The organism is Streptomyces sp. NPDC054847 (assembly GCF_053610925.1).
On sequence record NZ_JBSGZJ010000118.1, the window covers coordinates 1 to 16,999 of the forward strand.

Annotated in this window: 14 protein-coding genes; 6 read left to right on the forward strand and 8 right to left on the reverse strand. The window is 71.1% G+C overall.

The window, feature by feature from the left end; all coding sequences use genetic code 11:
* Positions 1-174 precede the first annotated feature (174 nt).
* Both ACWGH4_RS14880 and ACWGH4_RS14885 read left to right on the forward strand, forming a co-directional pair.
* Positions 175-498, forward strand: a complete 324-nt coding sequence (locus tag ACWGH4_RS14880; RefSeq protein ID WP_453460230.1) for a heavy-metal-associated domain-containing protein — start codon at positions 175-177, stop codon at positions 496-498.
* A gap of 145 nt (positions 499-643) precedes the next feature.
* Positions 644-2,848 (forward strand): heavy metal translocating P-type ATPase, encoded by a 2,205-nt coding sequence (locus ACWGH4_RS14885; protein WP_441263179.1) that lies wholly within the window; start codon positions 644-646, stop codon positions 2,846-2,848.
* A 385-nt stretch (positions 2,849-3,233) separates the two neighbouring features.
* Here ACWGH4_RS14885 and ACWGH4_RS14890 read toward each other — a convergent pair whose 3' ends face one another.
* From ACWGH4_RS14890 to ACWGH4_RS14925, 8 genes are all read right to left on the reverse strand, one after another.
* Entirely contained in the window at positions 3,234-4,523 is a 1,290-nt protein-coding gene (locus ACWGH4_RS14890; RefSeq protein ID WP_453460233.1) for a citrate synthase, read from the reverse strand.
* A gap of 247 nt (positions 4,524-4,770) precedes the next feature.
* Positions 4,771-6,987 (reverse strand): SF1B family DNA helicase RecD2, encoded by a 2,217-nt coding sequence (gene recD2, locus ACWGH4_RS14895; RefSeq protein ID WP_441263096.1) that lies wholly within the window; start codon positions 6,985-6,987, stop codon positions 4,771-4,773.
* Positions 6,988-7,328: 341 nt separating this feature from the next.
* On the reverse strand, positions 7,329-8,012 hold the full coding sequence (locus tag ACWGH4_RS14900) for a hypothetical protein (RefSeq protein WP_453460236.1): 684 nt from the start codon (positions 8,010-8,012) through the stop codon (positions 7,329-7,331).
* Positions 8,009-8,527 (reverse strand): SigE family RNA polymerase sigma factor, encoded by a 519-nt coding sequence (locus ACWGH4_RS14905; protein ID WP_453460238.1) that lies wholly within the window; start codon positions 8,525-8,527, stop codon positions 8,009-8,011. The genes ACWGH4_RS14900 and ACWGH4_RS14905 overlap by 4 nt, the downstream gene beginning before the upstream one ends.
* A 106-nt stretch (positions 8,528-8,633) precedes the next feature.
* Complete coding sequence (locus ACWGH4_RS14910) at positions 8,634-9,269, reverse strand: hypothetical protein (protein ID WP_453460241.1); 636 nt, start codon at positions 9,267-9,269, stop codon at positions 8,634-8,636.
* 574 nt (positions 9,270-9,843) lie between these two features.
* The gene (locus tag ACWGH4_RS14915; protein WP_453460244.1) at positions 9,844-10,674 is read right to left on the reverse strand and encodes a sugar phosphate isomerase/epimerase family protein; all 831 of its coding nucleotides are present in this window, start codon (positions 10,672-10,674) and stop codon (positions 9,844-9,846) included.
* Positions 10,671-11,837 carry a dihydrodipicolinate synthase family protein gene (locus ACWGH4_RS14920; RefSeq protein WP_453460246.1) on the reverse strand — a complete coding sequence of 389 codons (1,167 nt, stop codon included), beginning with the start codon at positions 11,835-11,837 and terminating at the stop codon, positions 10,671-10,673. Before ACWGH4_RS14920 ends, ACWGH4_RS14915 begins: the two co-directional genes overlap by 4 nt.
* Positions 11,834-12,985 (reverse strand): Gfo/Idh/MocA family protein, encoded by a 1,152-nt coding sequence (locus tag ACWGH4_RS14925; protein ID WP_453460248.1) that lies wholly within the window; start codon positions 12,983-12,985, stop codon positions 11,834-11,836. Before ACWGH4_RS14925 ends, ACWGH4_RS14920 begins: the two co-directional genes overlap by 4 nt.
* Before the next feature lie 139 nt (positions 12,986-13,124).
* Between ACWGH4_RS14925 and ACWGH4_RS14930 the strand changes: the two genes are divergently transcribed.
* The 4 genes from ACWGH4_RS14930 (at position 13,125) to ACWGH4_RS14945 (ending at position 16,942) form a co-directional block, all read left to right on the forward strand.
* The gene (locus ACWGH4_RS14930; RefSeq protein WP_364588585.1) at positions 13,125-14,195 is read left to right on the forward strand and encodes a LacI family DNA-binding transcriptional regulator; all 1,071 of its coding nucleotides are present in this window, start codon (positions 13,125-13,127) and stop codon (positions 14,193-14,195) included.
* 259 nt (positions 14,196-14,454) lie between these two features.
* The gene (locus ACWGH4_RS14935) at positions 14,455-14,907 is read left to right on the forward strand and encodes a DUF7144 family membrane protein (protein WP_453460250.1); all 453 of its coding nucleotides are present in this window, start codon (positions 14,455-14,457) and stop codon (positions 14,905-14,907) included.
* A gap of 326 nt (positions 14,908-15,233) precedes the next feature.
* Entirely contained in the window at positions 15,234-16,169 is a 936-nt protein-coding gene (locus tag ACWGH4_RS14940; RefSeq protein WP_453460253.1) for a bifunctional helix-turn-helix transcriptional regulator/GNAT family N-acetyltransferase, read from the forward strand.
* Positions 16,166-16,942: a sugar phosphate isomerase/epimerase family protein gene (locus ACWGH4_RS14945; RefSeq protein WP_453460255.1), complete on the forward strand. Its 777-nt coding sequence runs from the start codon at positions 16,166-16,168 to the stop codon at positions 16,940-16,942. The genes ACWGH4_RS14940 and ACWGH4_RS14945 overlap by 4 nt, the downstream gene beginning before the upstream one ends.
* The last annotated feature ends 57 nt before the right edge of the window (positions 16,943-16,999 follow it).

Consider the following 16,999-nt stretch of genomic DNA (forward strand, 5'->3'; position numbering starts at 1 on the left):
CACTTCCGCTGAATCCGAACCGTCCTCCACAGCGCGGCGCTACCGCATCCATACCCCCTAGGGGTATAGTGGACGCATGGCGCCGGAGGTTGCGACATCCGCCGCACCCTCCGGGGCACCATGTCCGTACGCACGCACCCGCGCGTGCGTCGAACCACCGAAACGGAGAACGCCATGACCGCCGAGACGAAGGCCGGCCTCGAGATCGAGGACACCGCGGCGACCGGCTCCTGCTGCTCGTCCACCGGGTCCTGCCACGACTCCGCAGCGCAGGCGCAGGGCGACGGCATCACCACCGTCTACCAGGTGACCGGTATGACCTGCGGCCACTGTGAAGGCGCCGTCAGCGGTGAGATCTCCGAGATCCCCGGCGTCAGCTCCGTGACGGCCGTCGCCGCCACCGGCCAGGTCACCGTGGTCTCCAAGGCCCCGCTGGACGAAGCCGCCGTTCGCGCCGCCGTCGACGAGGCCGGCTACGAGCTGGTGGGCCGGGCCTGAGCGTCACCGCCTCCCCGGCGCCGTCACGGCCGGGCCGCACGCCATCGGTCTCCGGCCGGGCCGGATACTGGTGGGGTAACGGCCCGGCCGAGCGCGTGGAGTCCTGAGCGTGGAAACATCCGAGGTAGAGCTCACCATCGGCGGCATGACCTGTGCGTCCTGTGCGGCTCGCGTCGAGAAGAAGCTGAACCGCATGGACGGCGTCACCGCCACGGTCAACTACGCCACGGAGAAGGCGCGCGTCTCTTACCCGGCGGGCACGGAGGTCGCGGACCTGATCGCGACCGTGGTGAAGACCGGCTACACCGCCGAGGAGCCACCGCCGCCCGCTCCCGCGCCGGATCCGGCGCACCCCGTCGGCCCGGAGCCCGGCACCGGCCCCGCCACCGCGCAGGACGCCCTGCGGCGACGGCTCGTGGTCTCCGCGCTGCTCGCCGCGCCGGTCGTGCTGATGTCGATGATCGCCCCCCTTCAGTTCGACAACTGGCAGTGGCTCTCACTGACACTCGCCGCGCCCGTGGTGGTCTGGGGCGCCCTGCCCTTCCACCGCGCCGCGTGGACCAATCTGCGCCACGGCGCCGCCACGATGGACACCCTGGTGTCCACCGGCACGCTGGCCGCCTTCGGCTGGTCGCTGTGGGCGCTGTTCTTCGGCACCGCGGGCATGCCCGGGATGCGCCACGGCTTCGACCTCACAGTCGGCCGCACGGACGGCGCGTCTGCGATCTATCTCGAGGTCGCCGCCGGCGTGACCGTCTTCATCCTGCTCGGCCGCTACCTGGAGGCCCGCTCCAAGCGGCAGTCGGGCGCCGCTCTGCGGGCGCTGATGGACATGGGCGCCAAGGACGTCGCCGTCCTGCGGGACGGCACGGAGGTACGCGTACCGGTCGACCGGCTCGCCGTCGGGGACCGGTTCGTCGTGCGGCCCGGGGAGAAGATCGCCACGGACGGCATCGTCGTGGAGGGCGCCTCCGCCGTCGACGCCTCGATGCTCAGCGGCGAGTCGGTACCTGTCGACGTGTGGCCGGGCGAACCGGTCACCGGCGCGACCCTCAACACCGCCGGCCGCCTCGTCGTCGAGGCCACCTCCGTCGGCGCGGACACCCGGCTCGCCCGGATGGCGAAGCTCGTGGAGGACGCCCAGAACGGCAAGGCGCAGGTGCAGCGGCTGGCCGACCGGATCTCGGCGGTCTTCGTACCCGTCGTCCTGCTGATCGCCGCCGCCACACTCGGCGGATGGCTGGGGGCGACCGGTGACACGACGGCCGCCTTCACCGCCGCCGTGGCGGTGCTGATCATCGCCTGTCCGTGCGCCCTGGGACTCGCCACACCGACGGCGCTGATGGTGGGCACCGGGCGGGGCGCGCAGCTGGGGATCCTCATCAAGGGGCCCGAGGTGCTGGAGTCCACCCGCAGGGTCGACACCGTGGTCCTGGACAAGACCGGGACCGTCACGACGGGCCGGATGACCCTTCAGGGTGTGCATCCGGCGGAAACCGCCGACGCCACGGAACTGCTGCGCCTCGCCGGCGCTCTGGAGCAGGCCTCCGAGCATCCCGTCGCGCGGGCGGTGGCCGAGGGCGCGGCGGCACGCGTCGAGGGCCGGCTGCCCGCCGCCGAGGACTTCGTGAACGTGCCGGGCCTCGGGGTGCGCGGCGTGGTCGAGGGTCACGAGGTGCTGGCCGGCCGGGCACGACTGCTGGAGGAGGCCGGGGTCGAGCTGCCCCAGGAGCTCCTGCGCACGGCGGCCGGCGACAGCGGCCGCACGGCCGTGTTCGCCGCGCGGGACGGCAAGGCCCTCGGCGTCCTCACCGTCGCCGACGCGGTCAAGGACACCAGCGCCGAGGCCGTACGGGAGCTGCGGGCCCTCGGCCTCACCCCCGTACTGCTGACCGGCGACACCAGGGCCGTGGCCGAAAAGGTGGCGGCCGAGGTGGGCGTGGAGGAGGTGTACGCGGAGGTCATGCCCGAGGAGAAGGTGTCCTTGGTCGAACGGCTTCAGGCGCGGGGCCGCACCGTCGCGATGGTCGGCGACGGCGTGAACGACGCGGCAGCGCTGGCCACGGCGGATCTGGGCCTGGCGATGGGCACCGGGACGGATGTGGCCATCGAGGCGGGAGACCTCACTCTGGTGAGGGGTGACCTCCGTGTCGCGGCTGACGCGATCCGTCTCGCACGACGGACTCTGGCCACGATCAAAGGCAATCTTTACTGGGCCTTTGGCTACAACGTGGCGGCACTGCCGCTGGCGGCATCCGGCCTGCTCAACCCCATGATCGCAGGCTTTGCCATGGCCTTTTCGTCCGTCTTTGTGGTGTTCAACAGCCTGCGGCTGCGCTCCTTCTCGTGACTACAAACAGGTCACAAGACCTTCACAACGAGACCTAGATCACAGATATTTAGGGGTAACCATTCAGGCTCGTCGCGAGTCTAAGTGGTCGATGCCGAGAACGTCTTGGGGGACGTTCATGGGATGTCTTGGGGGACGTCCCAGAGGCAAGCGTTGGCCGGGGCACGTGCACCGGGGAGCTTTGAGCGGCCCTCCCGTACGTACCCCGGCATACCGCGTGCGGAGCATTGCGCGCGGCAGACGCCCGGCCGGATCCCGTGGGGGGAATCCGCTGTCGGGGATATGGGAAGCGCCCCGCCCGCCGACCCGTGGGGGGATCGGCGGCGGGGCGCTTTCCGCTGTCGGGGCGGTGGGGCCATGGCCCCCCGCCCGGACAGAAAAGTGATCAGCGAGCCTCGACCGGGACGAAGTCGCGCAGGACCTCGCCGGTGTAGATCTGGCGCGGACGGCCGATGCGGGAACCGGGCTCCTTGATCATCTCGTGCCACTGGGCGATCCAGCCGGGAAGCCGGCCGAGCGCGAACAGCACGGTGAACATCTCGGTCGGGAAGCCCATGGCGCGGTAGATCAGACCCGTGTAGAAGTCCACGTTCGGGTAGAGGTTGCGCGAGACGAAGTAGTCGTCGGAGAGCGCGTGCTCCTCGAGCTTCAGCGCGATGTCGAGCAGCTCGTCGGACTTGCCGAGCGCCGAGAGGACATCGTGCGCCGCGGCCTTGATGATCTTCGCGCGCGGGTCGAAGCTCTTGTAGACCCGGTGGCCGAAGCCCATCAGACGGACGCCGTCCTCCTTGTTCTTCACCTTGCGGATGAAGGAGTCGACATCGCCGCCGTTGGCCTGGATACCCTCGAGCATCTCCAGCACCGACTGGTTGGCGCCACCGTGCAGCGGGCCCCACAGGGCGCTGATGCCGGCGGAGATCGAGGCGAACATGTTCGCCTGCGAGGAGCCGACCAGACGCACGGTGGACGTGGAGCAGTTCTGCTCGTGGTCCGCGTGCAGGATCAGCAGCTTGTCGAGCGCCGAGACGACGACCGGGTCGAGCTCGTACTCCTGCGCCGGGACCGAGAAGGTCATGCGCAGGAAGTTCTCCACGTAACCGAGGTCGTTGCGCGGGTAGACGAAGGGGTGGCCGATCGACTTCTTGTATGCGTACGCCGCGATCGTCGGCAGCTTGGCGAGCAGCCGGATCGTCGAGAGGTGGCGCTGCGTCTCGTCGAACGGGTTGTGGCTGTCCTGGTAGAAGGTCGACAGCGCACTGACCACGGACGACAGCATGGCCATCGGGTGGGCGTCGCGCGGGAAGCCCTGGAAGAAGCGCTTGACGTCCTCGTGCAGCAGCGTGTGCTGCGTGATCTCGCCCTTGAAGGTGGCGAGCTCGTCGACGGTCGGAAGCTCACCGTTGATCAGCAGGGACGCCACCTCGAGGAAGGTGGAGCGCTCGGCCAGCTGCTCGATCGGGTAACCGCGGTAGCGCAGAATGCCCTGCTCGCCGTCGAGGTAGGTGATCGCGGATTTATAGGCGGCGGTGTTGCCGTATCCGCTGTCCAGGGTGACCAGACCGGTCTGGGCTCGGAGCTTCCCGATGTCGAAGCCCTTGTCACCGACGGTGCTGTCGACCACCGGGTAGGTGTATTCACCGTCCGCGTACCGCAGTACTACAGAGTTGTCGCTCACGTCATCCCTCACCGACGTAGTGCCTCTTCTTCGAGGTGCCCTGACTGTCTCTACCATCCCCCATTTGGCTCAGGAGAGTGCACTCGGGGTCGACCATTGGGCCTATCGGCGGCACTCAGTGCCGCCAACCTGCTCATCTTGCCCCCTTCGCCCCGCTTCTGGAAGCCGGGGTGGGGGTGGGGTGGTGTTTCCCACGCCCGTCGCCGCTCGAACCGCGCCGCCCTCGGTGCCCGGCCCGCCGGCCGGCTCACACGGCGAGGCGGTGCGCGAGGCCCGTGCAGCGCCTGCCTGCGGAAACGGTCCTGACCGCCTGGCCTATCGCCTTACGGGACCCGACCAGGACCACGAGCCTCTTCGCGCGGGTGACGGCCGTGTACAGCAGATTCCGCTGGAGCATCATCCACGCCCCCGTGGTGACCGGGATCACCACCGCCGGATACTCACTGCCCTGCGAGCGGTGGATGGTCACCGCGTACGCGTGCGCCAGCTCGTCCAGCTCGTCGAAGTCGTACGGGACCTCCTCGTCCTCGTCCGTCAGCACGGTCAGCCGCTGGTCGTCCATGTGCAGCGCCGTGACGACACCGACCGTGCCGTTGAAGACGCCGTTGCGCCCTTTCTCATAATTGTTACGGATCTGGGTGACCTTGTCGCCGACACGGAAGACCCGGCCGCCGAACCGCTTCTCCGGGAGGTCCGGCCGCGCCGGGGTGATCGCCTGCTGAAGCAGCCCGTTGAGCGTCCCCGCGCCGGCCGGGCCGCGGTGCATCGGCGCGAGGACCTGCACATCGCGGCGCGGATCGAGCCCGAACTTCGCCGGGATCCGGCGGGCCGCCACGTCGACGGTCACTCTGCCCGCGTCCTCGGTCTCCTCCTCCACGAACAGGAAGAAGTCCGGGAGGCCCGAAGTGATGGGCGGCAGACCGGTGTTGATCCGGTGGGCGTTGGTGATGACACCGGACTGCTGCGCCTGCCGGAAGATCCGCGTCAGACGCACACTCGGCACCGGACCGCCGTCCGCCAGCAGGTCCCGCAGCACCTCCCCCGCGCCGACGCTCGGCAGCTGGTCCACGTCCCCCACCAGCAGCAGGTGCGCGCCCGGCGCCACGGCCTTGACCAGCTTGTTGGCCAGCAGCAGGTCGAGCATCGACGCCTCGTCGACGACGACCAGGTCCGCGTCCAGCGGCCGGTCCCTGTCGTACGCCGCGTCCCCGCCGGGCTTGAGCTCGAGCAGCCGGTGCACGGTCGACGCCTCGGCGCCGGTGAGCTCGGCGAGCCGCTTCGCCGCGCGGCCGGTGGGAGCGGCGAGCACCACTTTGGCCTTCTTGGCGCGGGCCAGTTCGACGATGGAGCGGACCGTGAACGACTTGCCGCAGCCGGGGCCGCCCGTCAGCACGGCGACCTTGGCGGTCAGGGCCAGCCTGACGGCCGCCTCCTGTTCGGGCGCCAGCTTGGCGCCTGTGCGGTCCGCGAGCCACGCCAGCGCCTTGTCCCAGGCGACGTCCCGGAAGGCGGGCATCCGGTCGTCCTCCGCGGTCAGCAGCCGCCGCACCTGCCCCGCGAGGGACAGCTCGGCGCGGTGGAAAGGCACCAGGTACACGGCCGTCACGGGCTCTCCCCCCTCCGGTCCCGGCACCTGCTCCCGTACGACGCCCTCCTCGTCGGCCGCGAGCTCCGCGAGGCACTCGATGACAAGACCGGTGTCGACCTGGAGCAGCTTCACCGCGTCGCCGATCAGCTGCTCCTCCGGCAGGAAGCAGTGCCCCTGGTCCGTCGACCGGGACAGGGCGTACTGCAGGCCTGCCTTGACCCGCTCGGGGCTGTCGTGGGGTATGCCGACCGCTTGCGCGATCTTGTCGGCGGTCAGGAACCCGATGCCCCACACATCGGCGGCCAGGCGGTACGGCTGGTTCCGCACGACCGAGATGGAGGCGTCCTCGTACTTCTTGTAGATCCGCACGGCGATCGACGTCGAGACGCCCACCCCTTGGAGGAAGACCATGACCTCCTTGATGGCCTTCTGCTCCTCCCAGGCCACGCCGATCATCTTCGTCCGCTTCGGCCCGAGGCCCGGCACCTCGATGAGCCGCTTCGGCTCCTGCTCGATGACATCGAGGGTGTCCGTGCCGAAGTGGTCGACGATCCGCTCGGCGATCCTCGGCCCGATCCCCTTGATCAGACCGGAGCCCAGATAACGCCGTATGCCCTGGATGGTGGCCGGCAGGACGGTGGTGTAGTTCTCCACGGTGAACTGCTTGCCGTACTGCGGGTGGGAGCCCCAACGGCCCTCCATCCGCAGCGACTCACCGACCTGCGCGCCGAGCAGCGAACCGACGACGGTGAGCAGGTCGCCGCCACGGCCGGTGTCGACGCGGGCGACCGTGTAGCCGTTCTCCTCGTTGGCGTACGTGATCCGCTCGAGCACGCCTTCGAGCACAGCGGGTTGGAACGCGACCGGATTGGACATGCCCCGACGTTATCGCCGCGCTCCGACAGCGCGGGCGGCCTGTGGACAACCCCGCTTCCGGCCGAGCAGGCCGACTGCTCGCCGTCCCACGGCGGCCAACGGTGGTCGCCGCGCCCCGCCCGCCACGAAGAGGGGGCCCGGTCAATGACCGGGCCCCATACGCTCCCCCCGCCAAGGCCCGGCGCCGTCCCCCCGGATGCGCCGCCCCGAAGCCTTGACGACACATACGACTCCGGTGACGCAAAGATGGTTGCATGATCGCGCGGAGTAATTTCCGCCATGTTCCCGGGATCGGTTCCGGCCACGACGGCTCCTCCCGCGCGTGCCTGGTGCGGTGGCCTTCAGGGAGCATCCGTGTGCGCGAAGTGCTGCTCCACCAAGACACCGCCGTCCGCCGCGTACGCGGTGACCGTCCAGCCCTCCGTGCCCCGGGCAGGGTCGGCGAAGGCGTAGTACGTTCCCCAGCCCGGGTCGCCCTGCAGACGGAGCACGGACGCCGCGAACCGCTCGCCCGAGTCGAGGCGGACCTCGATCCGGGACGGGACCGTGTCGGTGCGGAACGCGCCCCGGTACAGGACGTGTCCGGGGTCGATGTCCCTCCCGGAGCTGAGGCTGCCGTCGCGGATGCTGTCCCCGGTGTAGGAGCGGGCGTCGTCGATCGCGGCGGTGAGGTCGCCCGGGCCGACGACGTAGTTCTGCCGGCCGTCCGGCAGCAGTGCCATGCCGATGCCGTGGCCGAGGGCCACCGGTTCGTACGGCTGTACCGTCCGGATGCTCGCGGGAGTGGAGGTGACCGGCGGTGCCGTCGCCGGCGGGGGCGGGGCCGGGTGCGGTGACCGGCCGCTCAGGGGCACGAGCGCGAGCACGCCGGCGATCACGGTGACCGCGCCCGCGACGGCTGCGGTACGGCGCCGCCGCGCCGCCCTTCCCCGGCGCAGCACCTCGTCCACCGGCGGCGGGCCCACGCGCACGGCGTCCGCCTCGCGGCGCAGCGCGTCGACGAGTCGCATGTCGTCCTCGTTCACGGCAGCCGCTCCCCCGTCATGTGCGCCGGGACGATGCCCGGATGCTCGCGCAGCTTCTTCAGCGCGCGTGCCGTATGACTGCGCACCGTACCGATCCCGGTGCCGAGCAGCCGGGCCACGTCGCTCTCGCTGCGGTCCTCCAGATAGCGCAGTACGACCACCGCCCGCTGCTTCGGCGGCAGTTGGCCGAGCGCCTCCATCACGGCCCCCCGCTGTGTCACGGCGTCGGTCCGGTCCGGGGCGGCGGTCTCCGGGAAGCGGGTGGTGAGCCACTCGCGCAGCCGGATGCGCCGCAGCCGGTCCACGTTGGCGTTGATCATGATGCGCCACACGTAGGAGTCGGGGTCGTCGGCCCCTTGTACGCGTTCCCACTTCACATACGCCTTGGCCAGGGCCGCCTGCACCAGGTCCTCCGCGTCGTGGTGATGTCCGGTCAGCAGATGGGCGGTACGGAGCATGCGTGGCCAGCGGCTGACCACGAACGCCCGGAACTCCGCCTCCGCGCTCGTCTTCAAGCGAGTCCTCGTGTTCGCCGTCCGCGCGCGGCGCACGCCACGCTGTTGTGCCGCTCCCTCGTTGCCGGCGCAACAGCGTGACATGGCCGCCCTGCGGGGGGGACTGTCAGCGGCCGGCCAGGAAGGGCTCGAACGACAGAGTGGCGAGCACCTCACCGTCCGCCCCGTACGCGGTCACCTTGACGGTCTCCTCGGGTCGCCCCGCGCCCGCCGCGTCCAGGTAGTACGAGCCCCAGCCCGGCTCACCCGGCAGCATCAGCATGCCCGCGGCCTGCTCGGGGCCGGTGCCGACGCGGACGGTGATGCGCGAAGGCACCGTGTCGGTGCGGAAGGCGCCCGTGAACAGGGCGTCGTCCCCGTCGGTCTGCAGCCCGCCGCTGAGACTGTTCGGGCGGATGCTGTCCCCGACGTACGCCTTGGCCCGCTCGACGGAGCCCTCGAAGTCCTCCCAGGCCACGACATAGTTCTGCCTGCCCTGCGGCAGCAGCCCCATCTTCGCGCCCTGGCCTATCTCCACGGGCTGGTACGGCTGCACGACGCGCGGGCCTGTCCCGGCCGTGGTCACGGCCGCGGTCTCGGTCGCCGCCTCGGTCGCGGTCGCGGCGGGCGTCACGCTGCCGGTGCCGTCGGCCGCGGCCGTCGTGGTCTGCGCCGCGCCGTCGCCCAGGGCGAGCGCCGTCCCTGCGCCGCCCGCGAGAGCCATCGCCATGACCCCTGCCATGACGAGCCTCTTCGTCTTCATCGGTCCTCCGCTGTTCGTGTGCGTGGTCGGTGTTGCCTTCACGTCTCAGACGGAGGACGACGCCCGCGTCTATGTCAGCGTCGGAGGACTTCTTTCCGCACGGGCCCGCGGAGCGCCACAGGCGCGCCCGGCGCCACGGAACACATCACCACGCCCACGCCGGACCGCCTCCCCCTCACGGCGCCCTCGGCCACCGGCTTCATGTGGCCGGTGCCATCGCCGATGACGCAACCGGGCTTGCCCTCCGGACCGGTCAGGGCAGCAGCTTCACCATTCTCGCGCGGGCGCCCCACTCATCCGCGCCGTGGTGTTCGCGGCAGGCGACTGGTCGACGTTCGTGGCGGCCGCCAGACGCGGCCGACACGAGAACTCCCCAAGGCGACGGCACGACTGTGGAGACCGTTGATCGACGTGGCAGTTGCCACCCTGTGCGAGCCGGAACTGCGGTTCAGGACCGGCTTCATGAAGGACGAGGTCGACTCTGCCGCAGCAACGCTCGACAGCCTCTTCAACCGCCGTCAGCCGGTCAGCCGTCGGCCGACGACGTGCCGGCGCAACGCCCCGCGGCCGGCGCTCAGAACGCCTCCGACGCGAACCTCCCCGCCGTCTCCTCCAGAACCTCCATCCCGTCCCGGGCCCACAACCCGTCGTTGAACAGCTCCACCTCGATGAAGCCCGTCCAGCCGGCCGACTCCAGCCGCTCGCGCCACTCGCGCATGTCGATCGCGCCGTCGCCGAGCTGGCCGCGGCCGTTGAGGACACCGGCGGGCAGCGGGGTGGTCCAGTCGGCCAGTTGGAAGGAGTGGATGCGGCCCGCGGCTCCCGCGCGGGCGACCGCCGCGGGAGCCCGGTCGTCCCACCAGATGTGGTACGTGTCCACGACCACGCCCACCTGGTCGGCCGGGAAGCGTTCCGCGAGGTCGAGGGCCTGGTCCAGCGTCGAGACCACGCAGCGGTCCGAGGCGAACATCGGATGCAGGGGCTCGATGGCGAGACGGACGCCGCGTTCGGCCGCGTAGGGCGCGAGCGAGGCCAGAGCGTCCGCGATGCGTTCCCGGGCCGCGACCAGGTCGCGGCTGCCCGCCGGGAGGCCGCCCGAGACCATGACCAGCGTGTCCGTACCCAGCGTCGCCGCCTCGTCGATCGCGGCGCGGTTGTCGTCCAGCGCGCGGGCGCGTTCGGCCGGGTCGAGAGCTGTGAGGAAGCCGCCCCGGCACAGGGACGTGACCGCGAGGCCCGCGTCCCGTACGAGCTTTGCCGTGGCGTCCAGCCCGTACTCGGCGACCGGTTCGCGCCACAGGCCCACGGCCGGGACGCCGAGCCGGACGCACGCCTCCGCCAGCTCGGGCAGGGACAGCTGCTTGACCGTCATCTGGTTGATGCTGAAGCGCGAGAGAGGATTCACTGCGGGACTCCGTAGACGTTCAGCAGGGACTTCATCCGGGTCTCGGCCAGCGCCGGGTCCGGGAACAGGCCGAGTCCGTCGGCGAGTTCGTACGCGCGGGCCAGATGCGGCAGCGAGCGCGCCGACTGGAGGCCGCCGATCATCGTGAAGTGGGACTGGTGGCCGGCCAGCCAGGCGAGGAACACGACGCCCGTCTTGTAGAAGCGCGTCGGAGCCTGGAACAGGTGCCGGGAGAGTTCCACGGTCGGGTCGAGCAGCTTGCGGAAGCCCTCCGTGTCGCCCGTGTCCAGGACCCGTACGGCCTCCGCCGCCAGCGGCCCCAGCGGGTCGAAGATGCCGAGCAGGGCGTGGCTGAAACGTCCTCCCGCCGCCGGACCCTCCCCCGCGATCAGTTCGGGGTAGTTGAAGTCGTCACCGGTGTAGCAGCGCACCCCCTGCGGCAGGCGCCGGCGCAGTTCCACCTCCCGCCGCGCGTCCAGCAGCGAGATCTTGATTCCGTCGACCTTGTCGGGGTGGGCCGCGATGACCTCGAGGAAGGTCTCCGTGGCGGCGTCCAGGTCGGGCGAGCCCCAGTAGCCGTCCAGCGCCGGGTCGAACATCGGGCCGAGCCAGTGGAGGATCACCGGTTCCGACGCCTGGCGCAGCAGGTGGCCGTAGACGTCCAGGTAGTCCTCGGCGGACGTCGCTGCCGCGGCCAGCGCCCGGGAGGCCATCAGGATCGCCTGCGCACCCGTGGACTCGACGAGGGCGAGTTGTTCCTCGTAGGCCGACCGTACCGACGCGAGCGACGCCGGCCCGGTCAGCTGGTCGGTTCCGACGCCGCAGGCGATCCTGCCGCCGAACGCCTGCGCCTCGGCCGCCGAGCGCCGGATCAGCTCGGCCGCGCCCGCCCAGTCGAGACCCATCCCGCGCTGCGCGGTGTCCATGGCCTCCGCCACGCCGAGCCCGTGCGACCACAGGTGGCGGCGGAAGGCGAGCGTGGCGTCCCAGTCGACGGCGGCGGGAGAGTCGGGACTGATGTCGGCGTACGGGTCGGCCACGACATGGGCGGCGGAGAAGACCGTACGGGAGGTGAGCGGAGCCGAGGTCGTGAAGCTCAGAGGTTCGGTGCGCGGCTCGTACGCGGTCAAGGAGCCGTCGGCCCGCGGGAGTCGGATGGTCACAGCGACAGCTCCGGCACCTCGAGCCGCCGGCCCTCCGCCGACGAACGCAGGCCCAGTTCGGCGAGCTGCACGCCCCGCGCGCCGGCCATCAGGTCCCAGTGGTAGGGCTCGTCGAGGGCGACGTGGCGCAGGAAGAGCTCCCACTGGGCCTTGAAACCGTTGTCGAAGTCGGTGTTGTCCGGGATCTCCTGCCACTGGTCGCGGAACGACTCGGTGACCGGCAGGTCCGGGTTCCACACCGGCTTCGGGGTGGCGGAGCGGTGCTGGGCCCGGCAGTTGCGCAGACCGGCGACCGCGGAGCCGTGGGTGCCGTCGACCTGGAACTCGACGAGCTCGTCGCGGTTGACCCGTACCGCCCAGGAGGAGTTGATCTGGGCGATCGCGCCGCCCTCGATCTGGAAGGTGCCGTACGCGGCGTCGTCGGCGGTCGCCGCGTAGGGCTTGCCCTGCTCGTCCCAGCGCTGCGGGACGTGGGTCGCGACCTGTGCGCTGACCGAGGTGACGCGGCCGAACAGCTCGTGCAGCACGTACTCCCAGTGCGGGAACATGTCGACGGTGATACCTCCGCCGTCCTCGCTGCGGTAGTTCCAGCTGGGGCGCTGTGCCTCCTGCCAGTCACCCTCGAAGACCCAGTAGCCGAACTCGCCCCGCACGGACAGGATCTGCCCGAAGAAGCCGCCGTCGATGAGGCGCTTCAGCTTCAGCAGGCCCGGCAGGAAGATCTTGTCCTGGACGACGCCGTGCTTGATTCCCCTGTCCTGGGCGAGGCGCGCGAGTTCCAGCGCGCCGGCCAGGTCGGTGGCGGTCGGCTTCTCGGTGTACAGGTGCTTACCTGCCGCGATCGCCTTCTTCAGCGCACCGACGCGGGCGGAGGTGACCTGCGCGTCGAAGTAGATGTCGATGCTCTCGTCCGCGAGGACGGCGTCGAGGTCGGTCGAGACCTCGGTGATCGAGTGCCGTTCCGCGATCTCGCGCAGTGCGTGCTCGCGCCGGCCGACGAGCACCGGCTCCGGCCAGAGCACCTCGCCGTCGCCGAGGTCGAGACCGCCCTGTTCGCGGATCGCCAGGATGGAGCGCACCAGGTGCTGGCGGTAGCCCATCCGCCCTGTGACGCCGTTCATGGCGATCCGCACTGTCCTGCGTGTCACGAAGTGCCTCCATCTTTCATCTCGGTTCTTCCGAGTTCCCTCGATATGAGCGTAGCAAGCGCTTTCTACGCGATAAGAAGCTAGCCTGCCGACAGCGGCCTGGACAAGGGGGCCGCTCCATCTCCCGCGGAGGAAAGCGATGACAGTCACCCTGGCGGATGTGGCGGCCCGCGCCCGGGTGTCCCCGGCGACCGTCTCCCGCGTACTGAACGGCAACTACCCGGTCGCCGCGTCGACGCGGGAGCGCGTGCTGCGAGCGGTGGACGAGCTCGACTACGTCCTCAACGGCCCGGCGAGCTCACTCGCCGCCGCCACGTCCGACCTCGTCGGCATCCTCGTCAACGACATCGCCGACCCCTTCTTCGGGATCATGGCCGGAGCGGCGCAGACGGAGATCGGCGGGCAGGAGGGTACGGGCCGGGCGGGCGGCGAGAAGCTCGCCGTCGTCTGCAACACCGGCGGCTCCCCCGAACGTGAACTGACCTATCTCACCCTGCTCCAGCGCCAGCGCGCGGCGGCCGTGATCCTCACCGGCGGCGCCCTGGAGGACCCCGACCACATCGCCGCCATGACCGCGAAACTCAGCAGGCTCGCGGACGCCGGGACCACGGTCGTGCTGTGCGGCCGCCCGCCGCTGCCCGGCAGCGACGCCGTCGTCGCCTCGCTCGCCTTCGACAACCGCGGCGGCGGACGGCGGCTCACCGAGCACCTGCTCACGCTCGGCCACCGCCGCATCGGGTACGTCGCCGGACCCGTGGAACGCACCACGACCCGCCACCGGCTCGAGGGCCACCGCGCGGCGATGGCCGCCGCCGGGCTGGGCGGGGACACGGCGGAGCAGGAACGGCTCACGGTGCACGGCCCGTACGACCGCAGGTCCGGCTACGACGCCACCCTCGAACTGCTGCGCAGGGACCCGGAACTGACGGCGATCGTCGCCGCGAACGACACCGTCGCGCTGGGCGCGTGCGCGGCGCTGCGGGACCAGGGCCTGCGGATCCCCCACGACATCTCGGTCGCGGGCTTCGACGACCTGCCCTTCTCCGTGGACGCGGTGCCGGCGCTCACGACCGTCCGGCTCCCGCTCTTCGAGGCCGGGGCCCGCGCCGGCCGGCTGGCGATGGGCAACGAGGCGCCGCCGCCCGGAGGCATCGCCTCGATCGCGGCGGAGCTGATGGCCCGGGACTCGACGGCGCCACCACGGGCGTGACGGCACGGGGGGAGACGGCACCGGCGTGACGGCACGGGTGACGGCTCCGGCGTGACCCGTCGGCTCCGTCCCCACGGCTCTCGGTCACCGGCAGCCGGGGCGTCCCGCGCCCGGCCGCCCCGGCGCGGGGCCGTCGGCGGCCCTGCCGTACCGACGGTCCCGCACCGCACCCCGCACCACCCGAACGGCCCACACCGCTCGCCGCCCGGCAGGCACCACCAGACGCTGAGGTTCCTGCCCCTGAGGACGGAGAACGAGCATGACCAGTAGCACTCGAAGCACCCGAACCGCCTCCTCCCGTACAGGCGGCGGGTCCGCCTGGGCCACCGGCGGCACGGTGTTCGCCGGTGTCCTGATGCTGGTGGAAGGCGTCTTCGGCATCCTGTCCGGGATCGCCGCGATCGCCGAGGACGACGTGTACACGCGCGTCGGCGACTACGTCTTCAAGTTCAATCTCACCACTTGGGGCTGGATCCATCTGATCCTCGGCATCCTGGTGGCGGTCACCGGCTGGAGCATCCTCCAGGGAGCCGCCTGGGCGCGGGGCCTCGGTGTGGGGCTGGCCGCGCTGGTCATCGTCCTTCAGTTCATGTGGCTGCCGTACCAGCCGATCTGGGCGGTGGTGTCCATCGCGATCGCCGTGTTCGTCATCTGGTCCCTGACCTCCCATCACGGACGCGGGTCGGATCACGACCGCACGACCGCGCACTGAAACCACCGCGCCCCTCGGTGACACCGGGAAGGTGCAGGAACGCAGCCCGGCCGGGGCCTCCTGGCGCTGCTCGCCCTGGTGAAGCCGGCCGCGCTCGTCGTCGCCGCCTCGTGCGGCTTCCAGGGCGGACGGATCTTTCCCGCGGTGTTCGTGGGCGTGGTCGGGTCGGCGACGAGGACGGCGGCCATCAATCGTTCCCGCGTGGCTGATCGTCACCGGCCGCCCCGAGATGCGGAGCGGGGGCACTGCGGAGCCGACAGGGGCCTTGCAGGGCAGGCCGTGCGGGCTTAGCGTTGACTGAGTCAACGCTGACCCCGGAGCCGATCATGCCGATACAAGAGATCCGCGCGTTCAACCGCTTCTACACCAACCTCATCGGCGCGCTCGACTACGGCAAGCATCTGTACACGCCGTACACGCTCACCGAGTCCCGTGTCCTGTACGAGCTGGCGCACAGCCCCCGGACCGACGCCGCCGACCTGCGCGGCGAACTGTCGATCGACGCCGGGTACCTGAGCCGGCTGCTCGCGAAATTCGAGCGCGACGGGCTCGTCGCCCGCGGCCCCTCCGAGCGGGACCCGCGACGCCAGCGGATCACGCTCACCGACCGCGGCAGGAAGGCCGCCGCGCTGCTCGACGAACGGTCCCGGCAAGCCGTCGGCGCGCTGGTCGCCGACGTGCCGGAGCGGGACCGGGACCGGCTCGCGGAAGCGCTGAGCACCGTACGGGAGCTGCTGTCGCAGGCACGGCCCGGCTCCGCCGCCGAGCCGGTCCTGCGGGATCCCGGCCCCGGTGACCTGGGGTGGATCGTCCAGCGGCACGGCTCGCTCTACGCCGCCGAGTACGGGTGGGACGCCGGCTTCGAGGGGCTGGTGGCCCGGATCGTCGCCGATTTCGCGCAGGAGCACGACCCCCGGCTGGAGCGGGTGTGGATCGCCGAGACGGACGGGCGTCCGGTCGGCTCGGTGATGTGCGTACGGGACGACGCCCCTGACACGGCCCGTCTGCGGCTGCTGCTCGTCGAGCCCGAGGCGCGTGGGCACGGCCTCGGCGACCGGCTGGTGCGCGCCGCCGTGGATTTCGCGCGCGATGCCGGGTACCGGGACATGGTGTTGTGGACCAACGACGTACTGACCGCGGCCCGCCGGATCTACCAGCGCGCCGGGTTCACGCTCGTCGCCGAGAAGCCGCACCGCTCGTACGGAGCGGATCTGGTCGGCCAGGACTGGCGGCTGTCACTTCAGGAAGGAACGGATCGATGAAGTTCGCCTTCTCGACCCTCGGCGTGCCGGGCAGGCCGCTGACGGAGGTGGCCAGGCTCGCCGCCGACAGCGGATACCAGGGCGTGGAACTGCGCGCCCATCCGGAGGAACCGGTGCACCCCGGCATCGGCACGACCGAACGGGCGGAGGCGGTCAGGGAATTCGAGCGCGCGGGCGTCGAGATCCTCACCGTCGCCGGCTACGCGCGGATCGCCGCGCCGGGTGACGACAAGCCCGTGATCAAGGAGATGGAGGAGCTCGGCCGGCTGGCCAAGGACCTCGGGGCGCCGTTCGTCCGGGTGTTCCCCGGCGGCGGCGACCAGGACCCGGCGCAGGCCGACGCGATCGCCGCCCGCCGGCTCGCCGCCGCTGCGGAGACCGCCGCCGACCTCGGCGTGCGCATCCTGCTGGAGACGCACGACTCGCACCGCACGGGCGCCGATGTCACCCGGGTGCTGGGTCTGGTCGGTCACAAGCACGCCGGGGCGCTGTGGGACGTGATGCACACCTGGCTGGGCGGCGAGGCGCCGGAGGCGACCCACGCGGCGCTGAGCCCCTTCCTCGGATACGTACAGGTCAAGGACGTGGCCTCCCGCGAGGACCTGACGCCGCTGCCCCTGGGTCAGGGCGTGCTGCCGCTCGCGGAGTGCCTCGCGCTCGCGGACCCGGGCGGCTGGGTGTGCTGGGAGTACGAGAAGCGGTGGTACCCGACCGCCGCGGAGCTGCCGGGGCTGCTCACCGAGGGCAGGGAGCATCTGCTCTCGCTGCTCTGAGGGGCCGGCTCCGAGCGGCCGGCTTCTGCGACGTTTCTGAGCAGCCTGCTTCTGAGC